The sequence below is a fragment of the Porphyromonas levii DSM 23370 genome, from assembly GCF_000379925.1.
Taxonomy (GTDB): domain Bacteria; phylum Bacteroidota; class Bacteroidia; order Bacteroidales; family Porphyromonadaceae; genus Porphyromonas_A; species Porphyromonas_A levii.
The window spans coordinates 22293-46287 of record NZ_KB904203.1 but is presented as its reverse complement, the minus strand read 5'-3'; the positions used below and the strand labels follow the sequence as shown (position 1 = coordinate 46287).

19 protein-coding genes are annotated in these 23995 nt (G+C 44.3%); all 19 read left to right on the top strand.

The window, feature by feature from the left end; genetic code table 11:
* Positions 1-4 precede the first annotated feature (4 nt).
* Positions 5-571 carry a serine O-acetyltransferase gene (locus tag A3GG_RS0100200; protein WP_018357329.1) on the top strand — a complete coding sequence of 189 codons (567 nt, stop codon included), beginning with the start codon at positions 5-7 and terminating at the stop codon, positions 569-571.
* Positions 558-1718 carry a glycosyltransferase family 4 protein gene (locus A3GG_RS0100195; RefSeq protein ID WP_018357328.1) on the top strand — a complete coding sequence of 387 codons (1161 nt, stop codon included), beginning with the start codon at positions 558-560 and terminating at the stop codon, positions 1716-1718. The genes A3GG_RS0100200 and A3GG_RS0100195 overlap by 14 nt, the downstream gene beginning before the upstream one ends.
* 12 nt (positions 1719-1730) lie before the next feature.
* On the top strand, positions 1731-2054 hold the full coding sequence (locus A3GG_RS13675; protein WP_211205861.1) for a hypothetical protein: 324 nt from the start codon (positions 1731-1733) through the stop codon (positions 2052-2054).
* Between the two features lie 64 nt (positions 2055-2118).
* A complete protein-coding gene (locus A3GG_RS0100185; RefSeq protein WP_018357327.1) occupies positions 2119-3234 on the top strand; it encodes an AAA family ATPase in 1116 nt (371 codons plus the stop codon).
* Positions 3234-3923 (top strand): DUF4276 family protein, encoded by a 690-nt coding sequence (locus tag A3GG_RS0100180; RefSeq protein WP_018357326.1) that lies wholly within the window; start codon positions 3234-3236, stop codon positions 3921-3923. Before A3GG_RS0100185 ends, A3GG_RS0100180 begins: the two co-directional genes overlap by 1 nt.
* 52 nt (positions 3924-3975) lie before the next feature.
* On the top strand, positions 3976-4623 hold the full coding sequence (locus tag A3GG_RS0100175) for a sugar transferase (RefSeq protein ID WP_018357325.1): 648 nt from the start codon (positions 3976-3978) through the stop codon (positions 4621-4623).
* A complete protein-coding gene (locus A3GG_RS0100170; RefSeq protein ID WP_018357324.1) occupies positions 4620-5711 on the top strand; it encodes an aminotransferase class V-fold PLP-dependent enzyme in 1092 nt (363 codons plus the stop codon). Before A3GG_RS0100175 ends, A3GG_RS0100170 begins: the two co-directional genes overlap by 4 nt.
* Positions 5708-6184 carry a GNAT family N-acetyltransferase gene (locus A3GG_RS0100165; protein ID WP_018357323.1) on the top strand — a complete coding sequence of 159 codons (477 nt, stop codon included), beginning with the start codon at positions 5708-5710 and terminating at the stop codon, positions 6182-6184. Before A3GG_RS0100170 ends, A3GG_RS0100165 begins: the two co-directional genes overlap by 4 nt.
* A 2-nt stretch (positions 6185-6186) precedes the next feature.
* Complete coding sequence (locus A3GG_RS0100160; RefSeq protein ID WP_018357322.1) at positions 6187-7248, top strand: lipid II:glycine glycyltransferase FemX; 1062 nt, start codon at positions 6187-6189, stop codon at positions 7246-7248.
* Positions 7249-7251: 3 nt separating this feature from the next.
* Positions 7252-8367: an ATP-grasp domain-containing protein gene (locus A3GG_RS0100155; RefSeq protein WP_018357321.1), complete on the top strand. Its 1116-nt coding sequence runs from the start codon at positions 7252-7254 to the stop codon at positions 8365-8367.
* A 480-nt stretch (positions 8368-8847) separates the two neighbouring features.
* Positions 8848-9945 (top strand): AAA family ATPase, encoded by a 1098-nt coding sequence (locus tag A3GG_RS0100150; protein WP_018357320.1) that lies wholly within the window; start codon positions 8848-8850, stop codon positions 9943-9945.
* Entirely contained in the window at positions 9942-10607 is a 666-nt protein-coding gene (locus tag A3GG_RS0100145) for a DUF4276 family protein (protein ID WP_018357319.1), read from the top strand. The genes A3GG_RS0100150 and A3GG_RS0100145 overlap by 4 nt, the downstream gene beginning before the upstream one ends.
* A 343-nt stretch (positions 10608-10950) precedes the next feature.
* Complete coding sequence (locus A3GG_RS0100140) at positions 10951-11442, top strand: plasmid pRiA4b ORF-3 family protein (protein ID WP_018357318.1); 492 nt, start codon at positions 10951-10953, stop codon at positions 11440-11442.
* 87 nt (positions 11443-11529) lie between these two features.
* Entirely contained in the window at positions 11530-13461 is a 1932-nt protein-coding gene (locus A3GG_RS0100135) for an ATP-binding protein (RefSeq protein WP_018357317.1), read from the top strand.
* A gap of 7 nt (positions 13462-13468) precedes the next feature.
* Positions 13469-15073, top strand: coding sequence for a DegT/DnrJ/EryC1/StrS family aminotransferase (locus A3GG_RS13980; protein ID WP_018357316.1), 1605 nt, complete (start codon positions 13469-13471; stop codon positions 15071-15073).
* Positions 15074-15687: 614 nt separating this feature from the next.
* Positions 15688-16740 carry a coiled-coil domain-containing protein gene (locus tag A3GG_RS0100125; protein ID WP_026215491.1) on the top strand — a complete coding sequence of 351 codons (1053 nt, stop codon included), beginning with the start codon at positions 15688-15690 and terminating at the stop codon, positions 16738-16740.
* A 20-nt stretch (positions 16741-16760) separates the two neighbouring features.
* A complete protein-coding gene (locus A3GG_RS12685) occupies positions 16761-20576 on the top strand; it encodes a DEAD/DEAH box helicase (protein WP_156808617.1) in 3816 nt (1271 codons plus the stop codon).
* 132 nt (positions 20577-20708) lie between these two features.
* Positions 20709-21503: a polysaccharide biosynthesis/export family protein gene (locus A3GG_RS0100115; RefSeq protein WP_026215490.1), complete on the top strand. Its 795-nt coding sequence runs from the start codon at positions 20709-20711 to the stop codon at positions 21501-21503.
* Positions 21504-21508: 5 nt separating this feature from the next.
* Complete coding sequence (locus A3GG_RS0100110; protein WP_018357312.1) at positions 21509-23953, top strand: GumC family protein; 2445 nt, start codon at positions 21509-21511, stop codon at positions 23951-23953.
* Positions 23954-23995 lie beyond the last annotated feature (42 nt).

Genomic DNA, 23995 nt, shown 5'->3' with positions numbered 1-23995 from the left:
AAAAATGATGAATAAGACTATCGAACTGATACGCTCAGACTATCATCGCTATACGGGGGGAGGGTACAAACATTCATTCTTAAGGATAACCTTAACTGCTCTTATCGGCAGGTACAACGGCTTTACCTATACTTTTTGGATGCGGTTTGCAGCTCGCAGGGATTTCTTGTACCCTTTCTTTTTCTTTATAGTCTGGAGGCTACAGAAGCGCTACCATATTCAGATCAATCCAAAGGCGAGGATAGGTTATGGATTCTATATTGGGCATGGCGTAGGATTAGTTGTCAATTGGTCTGCCACCATTGGCAATAATGTAAATATGAGTCAGTTCTCAACTGTTGGAACAAACCGTGGCAAGGCGGCCACTATTGGAGACAATGTGTATGTCGGTCCATCTGTTTGCATCGTTGGAGGTGTTCACATTGGGAATAATTCTTCCATAGGAGCAGGCGCCGTTGTGGTAAAAGATGTGCCGGAGAATGCAACTGTAGGCGGTGTCCCTGCAAAGGTTCTCTCATATAATAATCCGGGGCAATACATAAACAATAGATGGGAGCATGGCGAAGAGTAAGCTGATTCGGTTGGCGACAGTGTCAGATTCGCTTTCCTTTTTAGAGGGACAACTGGGATTCTACAATAGAGTATATGAGGTGGTGGCTGTAGCCAGTGGCGCAGAGCGACTTCATGATGTAGCCGTGGCTGAGGGAGTGCGTACGCACGAGGTGAAGATGGCTCGTGCTATCTCTCTATGGCAGGACGTCAAGTCGCTTTTCTCTCTCATCACTTTCTTCGAAAAAGAAAAGCCACTCATCGTCCACTCTATGACCCCAAAGGCGGGTTTGCTCTCTATGATAGCAGCTTGGCTGACGGGAGTACCTATTCGCATACATACTTATACGGGGCTTATTTTCCCCACAGCCACAGGCTTTAAGCAGAAGGTGCTTATCCTGATGGATCGTATCCTATGCAGGTGTGCTACGCGCATTATCCCTGAGGGACAAGGTGTAAGAAAAGATCTTATCAATTACAATATCACTAAGAAGCCTCTTAGGGTCTTGCTCAATGGGAGTATAAAGGGATTAGATGAAGAGGTTTTTGATCCTAGTCGTTACAGCGTAGAGGCGCAAGAAACTTTCAGAGAGAGGTTTGGCATTTCTTCGGGTGATTTCGTATTCGTTTTTGTAGGGAGACTTAATCGAGATAAAGGAATCAACGAGCTTGTTCGAGCATTCAGAGCAGTGCAGGAAGTACGTCCTTGCAAGTTGCTCCTAGTGGGGGAAAGAGAAGATGACCAGAATCCGATACTCCCTGAGACCGCATCCGAGATAGAAAGAGGTGAAGGGATTATCTTTGTCGGGGCGCAAAATGATGTCCGACCTTTCTATGCGATGTCTGATGCCTTAGTATTCCCTAGTTATCGAGAAGGCTTCCCTAATGTGCCACTTGAAGCTGGAGCAATGGGGCTGCCAAGCATCGTGACAGACATCAATGGATCAAACGAAATCATTATAGAAGGCGAGAACGGAACCATCATCCCGCCACGCGATGCAGAAGCATTGGCAGGTGCGATGCGTAAGTTGCTGTTAGATCCTGACTATGTGGGACGCTTAGCTGGCAACGCTCGCCATCTGATTACCTCTCGCTACAATGCTCGTGACATCTGGGAGGCTACACTGGCACTCTATCGTGAAGCGGAGAAACGAGTAAATAGAAAATAGATGAATGTGAGTATGTATAGACGGTATATCAAGCAGGTGATGGATTTTGTGGCGGCATTGGTGGGGCTGGTAGTGCTGTCGCCGTTGCTCTTGGTGGTGTGGGTGTGGCTCACGATTGCCAATAAGGAGACTGTTGCACGGTGGCGAACTACTGCGTTACTTTCGACATTCGGCTTCGGTCACGTACGTGAGTACGCTCCCGTCAGCCTCAGTCTCAATGCCTTGTATTTCACCACCGTGCAACGTCTCAGCCGATTTGCTTGCAAATCGGCGAGAATGGCACTTCGTGCAACATTCTCTAAGGGAGCTAGATGCTTTTCCCTTGCTCTTAAATAGGAGTAGAAACGTTTGGAAATGGTATCTTTATATCCAGATTAAAAATCGATTGAATCTTGAAGATATGGCAGATAAGCTAAAATTGAAGCACCTCAACGTTAGTGGGTTTAAGTCGTTTTCTAATGATCAGGGTATTCACCTTGACTTAGGAGATGTCAATATCCTTATGGGAGCCAATGGTGCTGGTAAGAGCAATGTCGTCAGCTTCTTTAAGATGCTAAGCTTTATGATGTCTGGCAGCTTTCAGGAGTATGTGGCAAGAAATGGTTCTGCTCAAGTCTTCTTACATTATGGCTCCAAGGTGACAGATACTATAAAGGGTGACCTTTTTTGGAGTAATAAAGGAATAAGTGATAAGTACTCATTCTCTCTTTCCTATGCCTCTCCAGACAATCTCATTATTGTTTCGGAGGAATTGGAGTACACAAAAAAGGAAAGCGCTACGCCTTACAAAACTTCTCTAAAGGCAAAATTTCAAGAGTCTGCTCTTCTTGACACTACGGATAGGACGGCTATTGTTATCCGGAAGCTTCTTTCTGGCTGTAAGGTATACCAGTTTCACGATACCACCTCTACGGCTCCTATACGTCAAGCTGTACGTAAGGAGTTTTCAGATTATCTTCAGGCTCAAGGGAATAATCTGGCGGCATTCCTCTATAGACTAAAAGAGTTTTTCCCCGAGAACTATAAGAGAATTATCACATATGTGCGGAGTGTGGTACCGCAATTCTCGGATTTCTATTTAGCCCCGAACGATCAAGGCTACGTCCTCCTCAGGTGGCGAGATCAATCAGCAAATGATTACATCTTCTTTCCGGATCAGTTTTCTGACGGTTCTATTCGATTTATCGCATTGGCAACATTGTTGCTCCAGCCTCCGAAGATGATGCCTCCCATCATCATTGTTGATGAGCCTGAGTTAGGCCTGCACCCCTCTGCGATCGTTCAGCTATCAGAGATGATCAAAGATGCTTCGTTGCATGCACAAGTTTTGGTTGCAACGCAATCCCCTCTGCTCATGGATCAGTTCACTGCAGATGAAATTTCTATTGTAGAGTATGATGAGCACTCGCAATCGTCTGTTGTAACCAAGCTGAGTGAGGAGGGGCTCGGTGAGTGGCTGGAGCAATATACCCTGAGTGAGCTATGGGGGAAAAATGTTCTAGGAGGAAAACCGTAATGGGACAGATTGTATTGCATATCCTTTGTGAAGGACAAACTGAGGAACGGTTTGTTCAAACTGTTTTATCCCCATACTTAAGAAGGTTCAACATCGTAACTAAGACGATTGTGTTGACTACAAATCGCCGAAGTGGATGTGTCGGAGGGGCTATCTCTTTTGAGCAACTTAAGAATGAATTGAGGCTTGTTATAGCCCAGAATAGAAAGGATGGGTATCATACACACTACTACTCTATGATGGTAGACTACTATAAGCTACCGACGGATTACCCAGGCTTTGGGAAGTGTGCTCAAATACATGATCCTTATTTAGCGATTCAATGCCTAGAACAAAGCATTAGGGAGGCATTGGACTGCGGGTCCTTCATTCCATACATACAACTTCATGAGTTTGAAGCGTTAGTCTTGTGTGGACTACCTCTGCTTCTCAAAGAATACCCTGAGGCTAGAAGGGGTATTGAACAATTGCAACAGCAGTTAGAACAGTTGAATAATGAACCAGAAAAGGTTAATCAAGGGGAGGATACGGCTCCCTCTAAAAGGCTGATTAAGGCTTTTGAAGGGAAATATAGATACAATAAGCCACAAGTAGGAGCGCAAATTACCAGCTCTGTGGGGATAGACGAACTTAAAAAAAGATGCCCGCATTTCGGTCAATGGATAGAGACTTTAGAGCAGCTACAGTAAGGAGTGAGGGTGATAGGATCTTGCTTTTTCATATGATAGATAACAATAAAAGATGTATAGACGGTATATAAAGCGGGTGTTGGATTTTGTGGCGGCATTGGTGGGACTCGTGGTGCTGTCGCCGTTGCTCTTGGTGGTGTGGGTGTGGCTCACGATTGCCAATAAAGGGGCTGGAGCTATCTTCACACAGGAGCGTCCTGGTAAGGACGAGAAGATATTCAAGCTCTATAAGTTTAAGAGTATGACGGACGAAAGGGATGCAGAGGGCAATCTTCTGCCCGATGCTCAGCGCTTGACCAAGGTGGGACGCTTTGTCCGCAAGACTTCACTGGACGAACTTCCCCAGCTCTGGAATGTGCTTAAAGGAGATATGTCATTTATAGGTCCCCGTCCCCTCACACCTATATATCTTCGTCTATTCAACTCCGAGCAAAAAAGACGGCATGACGTTAGACCTGGTATAACAGGGTGGGCACAGGTACATGGTCGTAATCTCCTTAAGTTAAGTCGTAAGTTTGAACTTGATGTGTGGTATGTAGACCACTATTCTTTGGCTCTTGATGTAAAGATTGTTTGGCTCACCATTATGAAGGTATTCAAGAGAGACAATGTTGGCTCTGGACAAGGAGATATGAAAGATATAGACGATTTGGGCTTTCTGCCGAAAGTTCTCGAGATAATAAAAGAAGAGAAGAGATGAAAAAAGAAATAGGTAGCAACTTTTGGATAAATCCATCTGAGTTGATACAAGAGACTAAGCAGATTACCTTAAGCTCGTTTGGCTTATCTGATAGTGAATATGTTTGGTTATCTTCGGGCAGGAAGGCTATTGAGCTAATCCTTCGATCTAGTGCAATTGATGTGACTGATCGAAAGGTAGCTTTAGTCCCTTCTTTTACCTGTTGGTCTGTATTAGAGCCTTTTATAAAGACTGAATATAAGCTATATGGGTATGACGTAGATGAAAGCTTAACGACTACAGCTGACGACTTGATGGAAACTCTCACAAAGGTCAAGCCGTCTGTTTTTCTATTTCATCGATACTTTGGGTTCAATACCATTCAGGAGATAGATCAAGTGATTGATTTCGCACGAGAGCAAGGTGTCATCACAATAGAAGATTGCACTCAAACTTTGTATTCTAAGGAGAAAAGCAACGCAGACTTTCATATTGCAAGTATTAGAAAGTGGTGTGGTGTGCCAGATGGAGCTTTCTTGTCATATAGATCAAATAAGATACAGATTGAAAGACCTCAAGAAACCATATATGATACTACATTGGAGTCACTAAAAGTGCAAGCATCTCTATTAAAAAATAACTACATAGAGTGTGGAGAAGGTAATAAAAGTGACTTCTTAGAACTTTATCGCCAAGCTGAGGAGCGATTATCCTCTCAGCAATGTTTTTTTTCGATTACGCCAACTTCTCTAAAGATACAGTCCAACTTAGATATACTAGAGCTTATACGACGTAGGAGAAGCAACTATACTACGCTTCTTGAGGGACTAAAGAATATAACCTCTGTTGTCCCGCTATTCCTTATGCTCGCGGAAGGTGTTACACCTCTTTATCTCCCAGTATTATGTATTAAAGAGCGAGAGGCCGTACAAAAAACATTGGCGAATCACAATATCTTTGCCCCTATCGTATGGGCAAAGGCTCAAAATGCGCCAACAACAAGTAAAGCCGTAGACTTACTTTATAGTAATCTCTTGTGTATACCTATCGACCAGAGATATAGTACAGCAGAAATGGAACATATTATTAGCATCTTAGAGAGATTATGATGAACGAACAAAAATTACTTGAAGGCTGGATGAAATGGGACGAGATTGTACCCTATAAGCAACAGCTCATAGAAATGGAACGGGATTTGATGATTACGTATCACTATCCTGATTGGGATATACCTTGGTCTTTTGTTGAGTCAAAAGTCAATGAACTTGAGATACATCTTACTTCTGGTAACACATTCTTCTGGGGGCTCAGAGACGAAACCAAACTATATGGTTACTATTGGGGCTATATTTCTAACTTCATAAATAGGAAGAGATGGAACCTTCGTTCGATATATTTCTTGCAAGAAGCGAAAGGAAAAGGATTCGGAAAAAAATCTTTTGACGTTGCTGAAAGTAAAGCAAGAGAACTCAATTGCATTGAGATGGCTACACACTATGCGGTTTTCAATGAAGTGATGGAGCATACTCTTAAAACCTCGGGTTATACCCCCACAAGAATAGAAATGGTTAAATCACTGTGAGAATGAAAGTCTTTAACAATAAAAATCGAAAAGAGTGGGACGATATTGTTAAGTCCTTTGCTGTCTACGATGTCTATTATCTCTATGGTTACGTGGCTCCATTTGCTTTGCATGGCGATGGAGATCCAATGCTATTGTATTACCAGAGTGAGGGGCTGAGAGGTATATGTGTGCTGATGCTACGAGATATTGCTCAGATCCCTATCTTTGCGGAGCGATTACCCCAAGAGACTTACTTCGATGCCATCACTCCTTATGGTTATGGTGGATTTATTTTTGAGGGGGAGACCTCTAAAGAGCAACTTGATAAGTTTTATGCCGACTACATCGCTTGCCTTAAAGATCTGAAGGTCATATCTGTTTTCTATCGATATCATCCAATACTCCATAATGCCCACATCTTAGAGAATTACTCTACCATTATTGATTTGGGTAAAACGATCCATATAGACCTTACTACCGAGGAGGACATCTGGGATAATTTACTGGGAAAAAATAGGACTACAATCCGTAAAGCCATCAAAAGCGACGTTATCATAGAAGAGGGCAAAGGCAAAGAGCTGTTATCTGAGTTTAGATCCATCTATAGTAAGACGATGGATGGAGATAATGCTGATGAATATTACTACTTTTCGCCCGAGTTTTATGAAGCTCTTAACGATGAGCTAAGTGATAATTACACCATCTTTTATGCACTCAAGGATGGGCAGATTATCTCTATAGCTATCATCCTCTACGCCAATAGTCGGATGCACTACCACCTCTCCGGCTCAGTGTATGAGTATCGCTCTCTCAGTCCCTCCAACTTGCTTCTCTATACAGTAGCGTGTTGTGGCGCAGAGCGAGGCTTTAAGACCTTTCACTTGGGCGGAGGAGTCGGATCGGGTGAAGACCCCCTCTTTAAGTTCAAGCAAGCTTTCAATAAAAACTCAGCCAACCAATTTTCCATCGGTTACGATATTGTTGATCCAGAGATGTATCACAAGTTGGTGCGGCTAAGAAGTGAGGAAGACCCCGATTTTAATCAAAGCAGTACATTCTTTCCACTATATAGAGCTCAGTAGATTATGAAAATAGCAGTTCTTGGAGCAAACTACCAATACCTGACTTTTTACAAACAGGCGGTAGAAGACGGTCACACCATCATTGCCTTTGGTCGCGCAGAAGATGATCACATCGCAGCTGATCGGTACGCAGAGAAGTTTTACCCATATTCTTTTACCGAAAAAGACAAGATTTTGGAAATCTGTCGAAAAGAAGAGGTGCAAGGGGTTACTTCCTTTTTGATAGAGTCTGCACTGCCTTACGTCTACTACATTGCTCGTGGACTTGGCTTGCCCTGCAACTCTCCAGAGAGTGAGGCGTTGACCAAAAATAAATATACAATGCGTCATCGTATGAAAGAGGCAGGGCTCTCTATCCCTAAGTTTCAAATACTCTCAGAAAGTACAGCAACGGGAATTGATATTCCGCTACCAGTAATTGTTAAGCCAGTGGATAATGGCGGTAGTCGTGGAATTAACTTGGTGCATCAGCCCGAGGAGCTTCAAAAAGCACTTAAAGAGGCATACGAATGGTCGCCATCGAAAACGGCTATTGTGGAGCAGTTTATCGAGGGTAGAGAGTTTAGTGTGGAGACAATATCTTTTGAGGGTCAGCATTATCTCCTCCAGATTACCGACAAAGTAACGACCGGGGCTCCACACTTTGTAGAGTTGGAACACCACCAGCCGGCCGATCTAACTTCCACACAATGGGAGGCAATAAAGACGCTCACACTCGACACACTCTCTGCTCTACAGATTGGGTATGGGGCATGCCATACGGAAGTAAAGATGGATTCCGATGGGGTTCCGTATATCATAGAGGTAGGTCCCCGAATGGGAGGAGGTTTTATCAGTGCTGACCTTGTGCGACTTTCTACTGGTTACGACTTTGTCAATGCGGTTGTGGAAGTGGCATGCGGGCAATTTACGCCGCCTGTGGTTTCACAGCGGAAACATTCGGGTGTCTATTTTCTGTGCGAAGAGACCCGAGAAAGGGTCGAACCCATCGTATGCCACCCCTCAGATTATGATTTCGTGGTAGACGCAGATCTCTATGGAGCCATTCAACCTGTCACCAAAAACAGCGATCGAGGCGGTTACTTCATCTATCAGTCAGACCATAAAGTAATCGTCTAAATAGAAGCATTTAGAGACTAATATATCAGAAACCTCAAAAACGTATATACCTTTTCGCCAAAACGTATATAGTATTCGCTCAAAAGGTATATAGTATTTAGAAGCGAGAGGAAAGGGTTCTTTGGAAGTCATATTATACTCTTTTGATTCTCATACGAGATTCAATCGATTCTCATATGAAATTCTTTTGATTCTCATATGAGATTCTTTCGCCCCTCATATATAGCCGTGTGTTCAATTGAATCCAATAGGAGACTATTGCATAATGGCGAATTGTTGCGTTGCTTGCGGGATTCGGCTTGCCTATGGGCGACCTTCGGTTCGGTCACATACATAGGTATGCTCCCTTCAGACCTCACCCTTAGTGCCTTACACTTCATCCATTCTGCCCAGTCAAGACATTCTTGCTTGCTTTCGCTCGCAATCTTGTGAGACTGTTGACTTTTTCAACAGTCTCAATATATTTCGTACATTTGACTTATGATTGATTATATCGAAATATCTGGTTACAAATCGATCCGAGACTGTAAGCTGCAACTCGGTGCAGTCAATGTGCTTATCGGGGCGAATGGCTCAGGGAAAAGTAATTTTCTCTCATTCTTTGAGCTTATCCATTCTATTTACAATCAAAAGTTAGGATCATTCTCTGTTAAAAAGGGAGGAAGCAACCACTTACTTCACAAGAGCTCCAAACAGACGGATGCCATTAGAGGACAAATCGTTTTTAACGCAAGTAATGGTTTTGAATTTTCACTGGTTCCCACCGAACAAGGTAAGCTCAGCATCTCCGAAAGTCGAGTCTCTTGGAATTACGATAAGCCTATTGAAGATTTAAAGAACTGGAAGAGTTGGGAAGTAGACAAGGATGTATTGGAGTCTGACCTGAAAACAGGAAAGGGGCAGGCATCTGGAGTTAGAGATTATGTGAAGCGTTATCTTTCTAATTTCGGAGTCTACCATTTCCACGACACAAGTCCTAATAGTCCATTGCGATCATCAGCGAAAGTTAACGATAACGTCTTCCTTGATGCCGATGGAGGGAACCTCGCGGCATACCTATACCGGATTCAAGAAACAGCACCAAAGGATTTTATAAAAATTGAGGCCATTACTAAGCTCGTAGCTCCTTTTTTTCATTCCTTTCGTCTGATTCCGAATCGGCTCAATAAGGATCAAATATCTCTAGAGTGGGAAGCTCTGAACAGTGACGAGTACTTTGATGTCTCTGATTTTTCAGACGGCACACTCAGGTTTATTGCCTTAAGTACTTTACTTTTGCAGCCTGACCTCCCCGATGTCATTATGATAGATGAGCCAGAGTTAGGGCTACACCCCACAGCAGTAAAGATGCTCTACGAACTCATTCGGAAAGCCTCTTTTTCTTCTCAAATCATCATTGCCACTCAGTCTGTTAATCTCCTTAATCTCTTCGCCCCAGAAGAGATAATCACTGTAGATCAAATAGATGGAGAGAGCACATTCAATAAATTGGATGAGACAAAGCTCTCTAAATGGATTGAAGACTATGCTACGGGTGATCTCTGGGAAAAGCATATAATTGGAGGACAAGTAAGATGAAAAGACTCATGATTATATGCGAAGGGCAAAGTGAACAGTCCTTTGTGGAAAACGTGCTTAGTCTATACTTATATAATCAGGGGAATGTCTTCGATGTTAGAGGGACGCTCATACCCACAAGTAAGGGACACAAGGGAGGAAATGTTAGCTACGATAAGTTCATCAACAAAATAAACGAGGTTCTGAGGAATGAGAGTACAGACACGATAGTCAGTACGATGGTTGATTTCTTCAAGTTTCCCAAGGTTCCTAATCTCACGGCAAGCTATAATCAACTAAATGGAGATTTATCCAAGGTGTTAGCACTGGAGAAACATCTCGAAATGGCAATCAGAAACGATAGGTTTATTCCTTACATCCAACTTCACGAGTATGAGGCTCTTCTCTTTTCCAATAAACGTGGATTTGAGATGTATTTACAGGAGCAAGAAAGCAGAAAGCTTGGAGAATTATCAGACCTTTTTCCTAATCCAGAAGATATCAACTCCTCTCCTCAAAAGGCTCCATCTAAAAGAATATTAGGCATTTATCCTGAATACAGTAAAGTCGTTGACGGGTCTATCATAGCTATTGAGGTAGGAATTCAAGCGATGCTGACAAAGTGTCCTCATTTCAATAGTTGGGTAACCAGACTAAGAGAACGACTTACTCTCTCTAAGTAGAAACATCTCACACGGAAACATTCGGGCGTCTATTTTTCTGTGCGAAGAGACCCGAGAACGGGTCGAATCCATCGTACGCCACCCCTCAGATTATGATTTTGTGGTAGATGCAGACCTCTATGGAGCCATTCAACCTGTAACCAAAACAGTGATCGAGGCGGTTACTTCATCTACCAGTCTGATCATAAAGTGGATTTGTAAGAGTGTGTCTTGTATTTGCCATTACAATTGATAGCAGAACTGAAGTGTCTAATCATATTGGCGATTATGGCTTTGAGAGAATGGTGGGTGGAGAGGTAAGTCAAGGGCAAGGAGTTTACAAGTAGAATGACATAGATGAATTATGGTATATAAGTTTAAGATTCAAATTCTAGGGATTAAGAATCCCCCTGTGTGGCGTGAGGTATATGTCCCCAGCGATTATACTTTCATGGAGCTACACCACGTGATACAAGATGTTTTCGGATGGAGCGGTACACATCTTTATCGTTTTACGGACTCGCTGAAAAAGCCTACGATTGAGATTATGGAGGTCGATGAAGAGCGTGATCGTGAAGAAGACCTATTGATGAGTGAAGTACTACAAAGTATTAGAGTGGAGCTAGGTGGAGCCTTTGCAAAAAGAAGAGAAATGCACGAAGTGGAACCTCATAAGATAATACTTTCGGAGTACTTCAACGATGAAGCTGGAGGCAACATTCTTTATGAGTATGATTTTGGAGATAGCTGGATACATAGGGTGTCTCTCATGGCTATTTGTCCGGATAGTATTCTGAATTCGTCTGGCAAGTGGGTCTGTACGGGGCGGAAGGGGGTTAGCCCCCACACCCCCTAAAGGGGGCTTTCCTACGCTTACTCGCCCTGACACCCTATAGTAAAGGATCTCGTGAATGGTCACAGACATTAATATTTTGGTGTACGTATGGCAAACATAGATATATCAAAAATAATAGCAGAACTCAATTGTACTCAGGAGACTTCTAAACTTGAGGTCAAAAGGGGTAGTGAGGTGTCTAGAGCTACTATGGAGAGTGTATGTTCGTTTTCTAATGAACCTAATCTCAATGGTGGTATTATCCTCTTGGGTATTGACGAAATAGAAATTGATGGGTCTATTAAGTATGATATAGTGGGTATACGAGAGCCTGATAAACTTCAGAAAGATCTCACTACGAGCTGTGCGACAGTATTCAATATTCCTATACGCCCTCGCATTACTATACAAGACGTTCAGGGTAAAGAAGTCATTGCTATTGAGGTTGATGAGTTGCCATTATCAGCTAAGCCACTATATTTCAAAAAGAATGGTTTGCCTAGTGGCGCTTATCGTCGCGTTTCGTCTGCAGATATCAAGTGTACAGAAGAAGACTTGCCCGTCTTTTATGGTAATGAGACTAAGTATGACAGTACTCTTATCCAAGACTCTTCGCTTGCAGATATTAGCGATGAGGCTCTTAATAGATATAGGGTGTATAGGCGGGAAGTAAATCCAGATGCTGAAGAGCTAACCTATTCGGACGAAGATCTATTGTATGCATTAGGTTGTATCAATAAGGATGATCGAGGGGTATGGCGACTGACTGTCGCTGGTTTGATAGTCTTTGGTAGTAGTAAAGCCCTCCGTCGCTTGGCTCCGATGATACGTGTGGACTACATCTCTATCCCAACGACTGAGTGGGTGGAGGATCCAGACAATAGGTTTGAAACGATTGATATCAGACTTTCTGCTATAGAATTGATCTCTCGTGTCGTGAACTATATTATGGAGGGGCTTCCTAAAGCCTTTCAACTTCCAGAGGGAGAGGTGCAGGCTATTGCCAAGCCATCTATGCCACAACAAGTCATCAGAGAGGCTGTGGTAAATGCTATTATGCACCGGTCATACAAGGTAAATAGCCCCACACAAATATTGAGATATCCTAATCGTATTGAGATTAGAAATGCTGGATATTCTCTCAAGCCTGAGGAGGAAATCGGGAGACCTCTATCAATCAATAGAAATCCTCTAATAGCAGCTATCTTTCATGAGACAAATCTAGCCGAGACAAAGGGGTCTGGATTTCGCACGATGCAAAGATTGATGAAAGGGGAACAGATGCTACCGCCCCTCTTTGAGTCAAATAGAGAGAGTAATTCCTTTACATTGCGATTGATGATGCATAACCTATTATCTCCGATAGATATAGAGTGGCTTTCATTATTTATCAACTACGATTTGACGGACGCTCAGAAATTAGGATTGGTAGTGCTGAGAGAGATTGGAGCTTTGGATAACTCTACATACAGACAAGTGAGTGGAGTAAGTGTTGCTAAGGCATCTAGTGATCTGAAGAAGCTTTGTGATATGGGGCTACTCATATCAAAAGGAAAAAGTCGTGGGGTGTATTATCTACCATCTGACCAATTCACATCCGCTTGTGGTGCAAAACAATCTGCTGGGCTAAAGTTTGTAACTAGCATACCAGATAACGAGGCCAGCATACCAGATAACGAGGTCAGCATACCAGATAACGAGGCCAGCATACCAGATAACGGGGTTAGCATACCAGATAACGGGGTTAGCATACCAGATAGTATGGCGATAGATTTACTGCAGAGTCTGCCGATAAAACTTCAGTATCAGATAACAAACTTAAAGAAAAGGACGTCTCCTGACGAAGTGAAACAGATTATCCTGGATATGTGTGCGGAGAGGGCGTTTTCAGCTTATGAACTATCTCTGTTATTGAAAAGAGGAGACAAGTACATTCAGGATCAATATTTGAAGAGGCTTCTTGATTTGGGCTTGCTGGAGTACTCTTATCCTGATATGCCTAGACATCCAAAGCAATCATATAAAACAGTGATAAAGTGATAGAAATATGATGGAAAAGAAGAGAATATGGCTCTCGCTTGCTGAGATGGGCGGTAACGAGCAGAAGTATATAAAGGAGGCGTTTGACACTAATTGGGTGGTGCCATTGGGACCTAATGTGAATGCCTTTGAGGCAGATCTCAAGGCGTATTTAGCAGCCTCAGCCCCCCAGCCCCCTAAAGGGGGAGTATTGCACTCGGCTGATCTTGCGTATTATGATGAGTTAAAAAGGAGGGCTATATATCATAGGAATAACCCTACAGAGGCTGAAAGCATCATGTGGGAGCTATTGTCTGGTAAGCAACTAGGTGGTTATAAGTTTCGCCGTCAGCATATAATTGGTCGGTTTATCGTGGACTTCGTCTGCTTGGATAAAATGCTTATAATCGAGATAGATGGAGGGTACCACGAAGACTTGACCCAGCAGGAGAGTGATAAAACACGGGAAGAATGGCTTATGCAGCAAGGATACAGAGTCATCCGCTTCACTAACAAAGAAGTTCTCTCCAATCCCGCTCACGTATTATATACGATACTGACCGAAACTGGTGATGCCCCCTTTAGGGGGTTAGGGGGCTTGGTAGGGGGCTTATCTGTCGTTGCGCTTTCTGCCGGTACAGCGGCGCTACACTTGGCGCTGGTGATGCTTGGGGTAGGGGCTGGAGATGAGGTGATATGCCAAAGCTTTACCTTCTCGGCTAGCGCCAACCCAATAAAGTACCAGGGGGCCAAGCCCGTCTTTGTGGATAGTGAAGAGGGCACTTGGAATATGTGTCCCCCCGCTCTTCGTAGAGCGATAGAAGATCGTATCAAGGTAACAGGGAAGGTGCCTAAAGCCATTATCCCTGTACACCTCTATGGCATGCCTGCCAAGATGGATGAAATCCTAGCCGTGGCTGCTGAGTACGATATACCTGTTGTAGAAGATGCTGCAGAGGCACTCGGTTCGGTTTATAAGGGGCGCAAGTGCGGTACGCTTGGGAAGTATGGGGCGCTCTCATTTAATGGCAATAAGATTATCACCACTTCTGGTGGTGGAGCACTGGTCACTCATTCGGAAGAAGAGGCAAAGCGCGTGATGTTCTTCGCCACTCAAGCCCGTGAGAATGCTCCACACTATCAGCATGAGCACGTGGGTTATAATTACAGGCTCTCTAATATCAGCGCAGGGATCGGACGAGGTCAGATGGAGGTACTACAGGAGCATGTAGATGCTCGTAGGCATCATCATGCTTATTATCAGGAGCAACTCAAGGGCGTGCCTGGTATTACTGTGATGAGTGCTCCCTCAGAGGACTTTGATAGCAACTACTGGCTCACATGTATAACCATTGACAGCGAAGTGACAGGGTATGACCGTGAGGCATTACGCCTGAAGTTGGATGCCGAAAATATTGAGAGTCGTCCGCTATGGAAGCCCATGCACCTGCAGCCAGTATTCGCCGATTGTCCGTTTTATTCAGCAGATCAAAAAGCCCTCCAGCACCCTAAAGGAGGAGTTTATGGGTCGGTTTGTGAGTCGCTATTTGATCAAGGACTCTGCCTGCCATCGGGCTCCGCACTAACCACAGAGGATTTGGATAGGGTTATAGAGGTGATAAAAGGGAACTAAGCTCCTAATCCCTGAAGGAGGGAGTTGTTATTTTACACGAACGTAATAGTGGATGCTCCTCTGCCGAGAGTCATACGCTCTTCCTTAGGGAAGGGGTTGGCTCTCGGCAGAGGAGCTTTTATTTCTGTGTGAAGGAGGGTTGCTTGGGATCTATTCTATTAAGAGACCGTTGCACGGTGGCGAACTACTGCGTTACTTTTGACATTCGGCTTCGGTCACGTACGTGAGTACGCTCTCGTTAGCCTCAGTCTCAGTGCCTTGTATTTCACCACCGTGCAACGTCTCAGCCGGTTTGCTTGCAAATCGGCGAGAATGGCACTTCGTGCAACATTCTCATTAAAAGCCCCCAGCGCTATCCGTTTCAATCCCTCCCACGAGAGACTTCAGTCTCTCCCCATATAAACTCCAGTCCCTCGCGGGAGAGACTGAAGTCCCTATGGCGAGGGAATAGGGGTACGACTAGGGATTAGTTTGTAGAAACTGTGCTAGGCAATTCTCTTCCGGTAGCAAGGAGACGTGAGTTGATGCGGGAGAAGTTTCGAATTCTTGGTAGCTTTGCTTTTGGGGGAGAGTGAATGTTATTGATTCATAAAGTAAGGTAGATACACGTTGTTATGAGCGAAGAAAGAGTTCAGATTAGTATGTCTAATACTAAGAAGGAGATGCTGGATGCTTATGAGGCACTTCTAAAGGAGGTGACCGCTAAAAATCTAGAGCATCCGAAGGAGGAGCAAAAGAGAGTGGAACAGAAAAAGGTGGTGTCCAAGGCTGAAGCGTTGTCTATTGAGGAACTTGAGGGTTTTGCTCAGGAGGTGATGGGGGAATTTGGGAAGGCTGTTGCGGTGCTTCAGAGACAACTCAAGGAGGGCTTTGATAAGCTAAGTATCTTGAATGATACAATTAAGATAAAAGAGGAGTGGATAGAAGATTTGTATGCCATCCAAAGCAATGCGGACTCTCTATCTACACTCATATTGGCTCAAAAGAGGCGTAAGGAGGAAGTGCAGCAAGAGCTGGATGCGGAAAGAATGAAGCTGGAAGCTGAGATAGCAAATACTCGTGAGATCTGGAAGCGTGAGAAGGATACACATAATGAATCGCTGAAGCAGGAGAAAGCGGATATTGCGCTCCAGCGTAAGCGCGAAGAAGAAGAGTACAACTATACTACAAACCAGAGGAGAAGGGCTGAGGAGGATGAGTTTAGAGCTCGTCTATTGGCAGAGGAGAAGAGCTTGGAAGAGCGGAAGAAGGCTTTCGAGCGAGAGTATGCTGATCGGGAGAAGATACTGAAGGAGGCTGAAGTAGAGTTGTCTCAACTAAGAGAGTTGTCTGAGAGTTTGTCTGGAAAAATAGAGGAGGCTGAGACGAGGGCTATCGCCGTAACGGAGGAGAGGCTTAATAGAGAGCATCGCTTTGAGTTTGATCTTGCTAAGAAAGAGACAGAAGGACAACTTAAACTGAAGGATCAGCAGATAGAGCTGCTCCAACAAAAGATAAGTGAGATGGAGCTTCAGCTAAAAGAGGCTGGCGTGAAGGTGGCTAACTCTGAGGAGACTGTAAAGGATATCGCTTTCCGAGCCATAGAGTCATCGACACTTTCCCATCGGACATTTGCACGAGAGCAACGCCTTGCGACACTCAAAGGCGAAGGGGCTGAAGAGATTTGATAACTACCGAATATTAGTAGATGGGGTCAACCACACGATTAATGGATATTGCGCTCGATTGCTTTGAGCGTGGGATGTATGATGATGCTTCGATAGCAGAGAGCTTCGGCTTGGACGTCGTCCCTACAATGCTTGTCCGTGATAAGGCGCTGAGTAAGGGGAAGCATGGCGAGGGTGTGCTTAGGATTGGTTTTACCATTTCTTCTCGTAGGGGCAATGCTGGCTCTGCTCATAATGCCACAGCCATTGTGGATCTTGTGTTAGGGACGATCTATTTTGATACCATCATGGGCAGTAACCAGCTCGCCGCTGAGGTGGCTATGCTACGAGTACTCTCTATTATTTCTTCATTTGATGGTGAGCATTATGTGCACCCTACGAGCTGGAAGGCCCCTATAGCCAATAGAATACGGCAGTGTATACCTCTACCAGCTTCTATGCAGATGGATGCTAATCTGAGACGACTATTTGCCACAGATGAAGAGCTGATGGGAGGTCATGAGTATGTAATTGAGTACAGTTCCATCAATCTTCATAGGTGTTATGTGATGGCGAGAGTTACTTCCAAGACCGCCTCTCCTATGCTGGTAGTGTTGGAAGTTAATGATTATAGCCGTGTTATAAAATTCTCATGCCGAGGGAACGATGTCGAAGCACACAAACAGGGTGCTATTGCCTTTTACCCTCAGGTAAGGGCACTTCTGAAGCATATAGCGGAGCATGTGACACCACGATTTTTCGATTATGATTATCTAGAGCAAGAGTTCTTAAGGGACAAACTTGATCAGCTACATGTTAAAGGACGGAAGCGGGAACGAGCCGAACTGGTGGCGGATAGTGAGGAGGGGTATACGGTCCTCATCCCTGATGTGCCGGTACTCGATAAACCAAGTGAAACCCTCTATCAACTTGGGCTATCAGACCAGATGCTACAGCCACAGAAGATATTGCCAGCAGGCAATAAAGCCAATCGATTCCAATTGATATTCCTCATACGTGAATGGAATAGTTATTATTCAGATAGCTTAACCTTGGGTTATCCTCTACCACATAGAGGGAAATTGAATAAAAATGGCTCGCTGTCTAAGTCGGTCATGAGGCTCTCCGCCGATAAGCTGATCACCCAGCATGAGGCGTTTACCAATGACGAAATAGTGGATGTAGGCGACTATTTGGGGTACACCAATTCCTTTTTAGATAGTTATTTGGTCGCTTACCCCAGCGATGAAGAGATTGAGGCATTTGCTAAAGTGATGCCTATCCTCCAGCGCAATTCACTGTATTTGCTTGCCGAGGAATTGCCTATGGAGACGAGAGCGAAGTACGCTCTTGCGCCACTTTCTCCTACAGAGGTGATGAGTCCGCGGGCAGAGGTGGTGATTCGTATAGAGCGTGAGGAGCCGGAGGAAAGAGGCGATCGCCCTACGATTAAGCTCTCTGGCTCGCTTCGTCTCGCAGATAAGCTAATAAAGCTGAGCGATAGCGCCATTAAGTTCAATCGAGCCTTTGTGCTGTATGAGTACCAACAACTCTATCTCTTTCGGTCGGCAGCAGATTTTCAGATGCTCTATTACCTTTGGGGTGTTGAAAACAAACGTATCGAGCCTATACGCTATCCCTTGGAGGCACTCCCTAGGCTCTATGAAGAGGTTATTAAGCCCCTTGGGCAACGGTTTGAGGTGCGGTCGGAGCTTCATAAGGTGCGACCAATCAATGAAGAGCATGTGGTAGGGCAGCTCTTTATCAACGATACAGATGAGGGTGGCGTATTGCTGACTCCTGCAATGCAGTATGGTGAGCAATCGGTACCCCTGCACGATAAGACTCCTTTTTACGATGCAGATACGCTTACGCTCCTTGATCGAGACTGGGATAAGGAAGAGGAGTTTTTGGAACTGCTCCGAGGGTTACACCCCGACTTTGAGAACGCTCAGGATAGCTTTGTGCTCCGTGGTGAGCAGCTGATAGAGAATAACTGGTTGATAGAGGCTTCGGAGAAGCTTCGTCAGGAGGGTATACAGATATTTGGAACACAGCAACTTAAGAATTTCAAGTTTAACCTCCATACTCCTACCTTCAATATTTCTACCTCTAGTGGTATAGACTGGTTCGACCTGAAGGTAGAGATCAAGTTCGGTAAGGAAGTGGTATCACTCCGAGAGGTGCGCAAGAGTATTATCAATAAGAGTAAATATGTGATGCTCTCGGATGGGACTATTGGTATCCTGCCAGAGGATTGGCTAGAGCGGTATGCTAAGTATTTCCAAGTGGGTACGGTGAAGAAGGATAGGTTGGAAATTTCTAACTACCAATTTAATATCATAGACCAGCTCTATGAGGATCTTTCCCAGCGTCCTAAGTATATAGAGGAGATGATGGAACGGAAGAGACGCCTTCAAAACCTCTCCGAAATCGAGCCCCATCCTGTCCCCAAGGGTATTCAGGCAGAATTGAGGCATTATCAACAGGCTGGATTTGATTGGTTACTCTTCCTTAATGAAAATGGGCTTGGAGGCTGTCTCGCCGATGATATGGGTTTGGGTAAGACCCTACAAGTGATTACCCTCCTTCAACACCTCAAGGAACAAAAGAAAAAGGTATTGCCTCATCTGATAGTGGTTCCAACTTCATTGCTATTCAATTGGCAACAAGAGCTAGAGAAGTTCGCCCCAGGTCTTTCTCGCCTTGTCTACCGTGGAGCGGAGCGAGCTGATATGCGAGGATTATTCTCTCAGTATGATATCATCCTATCGACCTATGGCGTGGTGGCGAACGATATTGAGCAGCTCTCCGAGACACTCTTCGGATATCTGATACTAGACGAGAGCCAAGCAATCAAGAATCCTTTCTCAAAGCGCTATAAGGCGGTACGAGCGCTTCGCTCTGAGAATAAACTTGCCCTCACGGGTACGCCTATCGAGAATAATACCTTTGATCTCTACTCCCAAATGAATTTCCTCAACCCAGGTATCTTCGGTAGTATGGATCACTTCCGTGAGGAGTTCGCCAATGCTATTGACAAGCGGAGGGACCAAAAGTCGATGGAGTTATTGAGGGATATGACTCAGCCTTTCTTATTGCGCCGTACTAAGAAACAGGTCGCTACTGAGCTCCCCGATAAGACAGAGTCTGTCCTCTACTGCGAGATGAAGGAGGAGCAGCGACGGGTGTATGATACTTTCAAGGAGTACTACCGTCAAATGCTTCTCGATGAGATGACAGAGAAGGGCGAAGGAGAAGCACAGATGATGGTGCTGCAAGCGCTTATGAAGTTGAGACAAATTTGTAATTCACCAGAACTCATTGGCACAGAGCAAGAGGACTATGGTAAGCAGTCCATTAAGCTAGATCTCCTTACCCGTAACCTCAGAGAGGTAGTCGATGAGCACAAAGTGTTGGTTTTCTCTCAGTTTACTTCTATGCTGGCACTTATAAAAAAGCGCTTAGAAGCAGAGGGTATACGGTATGTCTATTTGGACGGTGCTACGGTAGACCGACAGCAGGTGGTGAACGAGTTTCAGAATGATGACAGTGTGCGTGTCTTCCTTATCTCGCTCAAAGCAGGAGGCATGGGACTCAATCTTACGGCGGCCGACTATGTGTTCTTGGTGGATCCTTGGTGGAATCCGGCAGTAGAGAGTCAAGCCATTGACCGTTCTTATCGTATCGGTCAGGAGAAGCATGTCAATGCTTACCGAATGGTGTGTAAAGATACCATTGAGGAGAAGATACTTCAGTTGCAGGATAAGAAACGGTTTATTTCTGACGAGATTATACAGATTGATCAGGTCGATAAAACTTTCTCTCGGGAAGATATTGCCAACTTATTTAAGTGATGGAGTTATGTCTTTGTATTATCTATTTAGGGTGAATTTTATCTTCCACCTATCTGTAATAGAGCTAAAGTGCATTGATATTCTTATAAAATGATTACCTTTGTGCCGAATATACATAAATATTATGCAGTTATGGATCGGGTGACTAAGATGTTGTGGGGGAGTTTTACTCTCGTTTTGGTGTTAATGGTGACGGGTTGCGCTACGTCTAAGGATATTGCTTACTTACAGTATGCAGAGGGTAAAATGCAGACGGAAGCTCGTGCGCTTCAGGATGCTAAGATTATGCCAAAGGATATTCTTACGGTGAATATCCAGGCTTCCAAGCCAGATCTGGTAGCCGCATTTAATGGCCTCTATTGGAGTCCACAGCAGCAGTATAGTTCAATGCAAAGTGGTATGCGTACCTTCCTCGTAGATAATGATGGTACTGTAGATTTGCCTATTATGGGGCGTACAACCCTAGGTGGGCTTACACTCAGAGAGGCGGAACAGACAGTGCGTAAGTCCCTTGAGAGTTATCTTAGCGAAACACCTAGTGTGAATATCCAAATTCAGAATTATCGGTATTCTGTGCTTGGAGAGGTAGCACGACCTGGTTCATTCGTATCACAGAATGGTAAGGTGAGCATCTTCGAGGCTTTGGCCAATGCTGGCGACTTGACCATATATGGTGTGCGTGATGATGTACGACTGGTTCGTGAGAATCGTGATGGTTCGGTAACGATGGTCAAGCTTAATCTGAAAGATACTAATATTGTCGATTCTCCTTACTACTATCTGCAGCAAGGGGATGTAATCTATGTGATGCCTAATAACGCCATCGCTGCTTCGTCAAAGATTAGTTCAGGTACTACGATATGGATTAGTGTGGCTTCTATAGCATTGACCGTAACGAACTTATTGATTACAGTTCTGAGAAAATAACACTTATGAACAGCAACTATAATACACAAAATGATGCGCCCGGATTAGAGGGTGCACCTCGTGCTAATGATTCTTTTAGCAATGAGGAGGAGATTGATCTTACTGCGATACTTAAGGATTACCTCAGGTTTTGGCCGATATACCTTATTGTTGTTACTCTTTGTTTGGGCTTCGCATGGCTTTATATTACTGTGCAAAAGCCGAAGTATCAAGTGAAGGCATCTACCCTATTTATCGATGAGAAGGACAATAAGTCTCCTAAGATAGAGGGTATCGACTTTTCCGAACTCGGTATGGGGGTTTCCAATGTAAATGTGGACAACGAGCTAGAGATATTGCGCTCTCGTGAAATCTTGAAAAAGGCTCTCGAAGAGAGTTCAGAGTATGTGGAGGTGACAAGCAAGAAAGGGTTGCGGACTATTGTATGGTACGATAACCTCCCCTTTATGATTTCTATGGACCCTGTAGGGCTTAGTAAGATAGAGCGTCCTATTTACTTCGAGGTTCAGCCTTTGGAAGAAGGTCGTTATAGAATACACCAAGAGGACGTCGACGATATTGTGATAGATTCTCTTCCAGCAACTTTTGCCTTGGGACACGGGATTGTCTCTATGACTAAGCGTACCCCTAGGGAAGAAGGTGTAGAGATGCCAAGTAGTTTTAGTGTTACCCTTAGCTCTCCGCTCAGACAAGCCATCTACTACTCAGAGAAAGGCGGATTGACAGCAGAGCGAGCCAACAAGCAGAGTTCGGTAGCGGTGCTTACCATTCAGTCGGTGAATAGGGAGAAAGGCGAGGCCTTTTTGTCTAAGCTGATGGAAGTGTATAACCGCGAACGTGCCATTGATAAGGATGCTGCAGCACAAAAGACTTATAACTTCATCAATGAGCGTATCAAACTTATTGGTGATGAACTTAGTGAGACTGAAGCTCAGCTAGAGTCGGTCAAGAAATCGCAAGGTATAACCAGTTATCAAGACCTAGGTATTGTCGTGCAAGGGACTGCAACAATGGATGTGCAGAGGTCTGAGGCTGAGACCCAACTCAAGTTGGTGAGTTTCTTGATTGGTGACCTTGAGAATAAACAGGGTAAGTATGAGATTATCCCAGGGAACTTAGGCTTTGCTGATGGTACCTTGAATACAGCTGTAGAGCTGTACAACCAAATGGTATTTGAGCGTAATAGTCTTATGGAGGCTGCCAATGCAGAGCATCCAAGGGTGGTAGCGCTCTCTAATAATATCGATGTGGCTAGGGCTAATATCTTGGAGGCAGCGAGTGTGGCAAAGCAAGGTTTGGAGATACAGCTTCATGGATTGAAGAACCTAGAGAAACGTTATACCTCTAAGATTGCTGAGGCGCCTACTTTCGAACGTATCAGTACAGATATTGAGCGTCAGCGCTCAATTCGCTCTAATCTCTATTTGATGTTATTGACACGTAGAGAGGAGACTTCGATAAAGTTGGCCGCATCACTTGAGAGTGCTCGTATTATTGATACCCCTCTCGCGGCTAATGTGCCTTCGTCCCCCAAGAAACCTATCATTTATCTCGCTGGATTGCTACTAGGTCTTATCCTGCCTACTGCGGGTGTATTCCTATGGAAACTCTTGAGAAATAAGATCGTCGTAGAGGATGATATTCGTGCGCTCACCACTTTGCCTATTGCTGGTACAGTGCCAAGAAGTCAAGAAGAGGCTCCTGATCCAAAACGTCCAGAGTTGGTTGTGAAGGTTAATGGTAATAGCCAAATGACTGAGGTATTCCGTGCCATTCGTACCAACCTAAGCTTCCTAACGCAGAATAAACGTCCATTGGTAGTCATGGGTACCTCTACAGTGAGTGGAGAAGGTAAGACTTTTGTTATCAGTAACCTTGCTATTTCTCTTGCTGCACTGGATCAGAAGGTGTTGCTTGTCGGTTTGGATATCCGTAACCCACAGCTAAAACGTACGTTCGGCATTGGGAATAGTTCGACTGTTGGGATGTCCGATTTGCTTAATGATAGTTCTCTTAATCCGTTGGATTATCTGCAACATCCGAAGGGATTCCCTAATCTGTCTATTATTAACGCGGGTACCATCCCACCTAGTCCTCCAGAGCTTTTGGCGCGACCAAGACTTGATGAACTCTTTAATATCTTCCGCCAGAACTTCGACTATATTATCGTAGATACTGCACCTGTAGGTCCAGTAGTAGATAGTTTGGTTCTGAATAGAGTGGTAGATCATACAATCTATGTAGTGCGCTCCGGAAAGACAGAGAAGAGAGACTTTGACTACATTAATTATCTCAGCCACAATAAGAAGCTGAAGAATGTAAGTATTGTGCTCAATGATGTTTATATCAAAGACTCCTTGCTTGTTAAGAGCTATGGCTATGGCTATGGCTATGGTTACGGCTATGGCTATGGGCGAGAGCACGATAAGAAAAAGAAGAATAAGAAATAAACTTGTTGGTCAACTTCAAAGACTTCTCTCCCCATGCCAAGA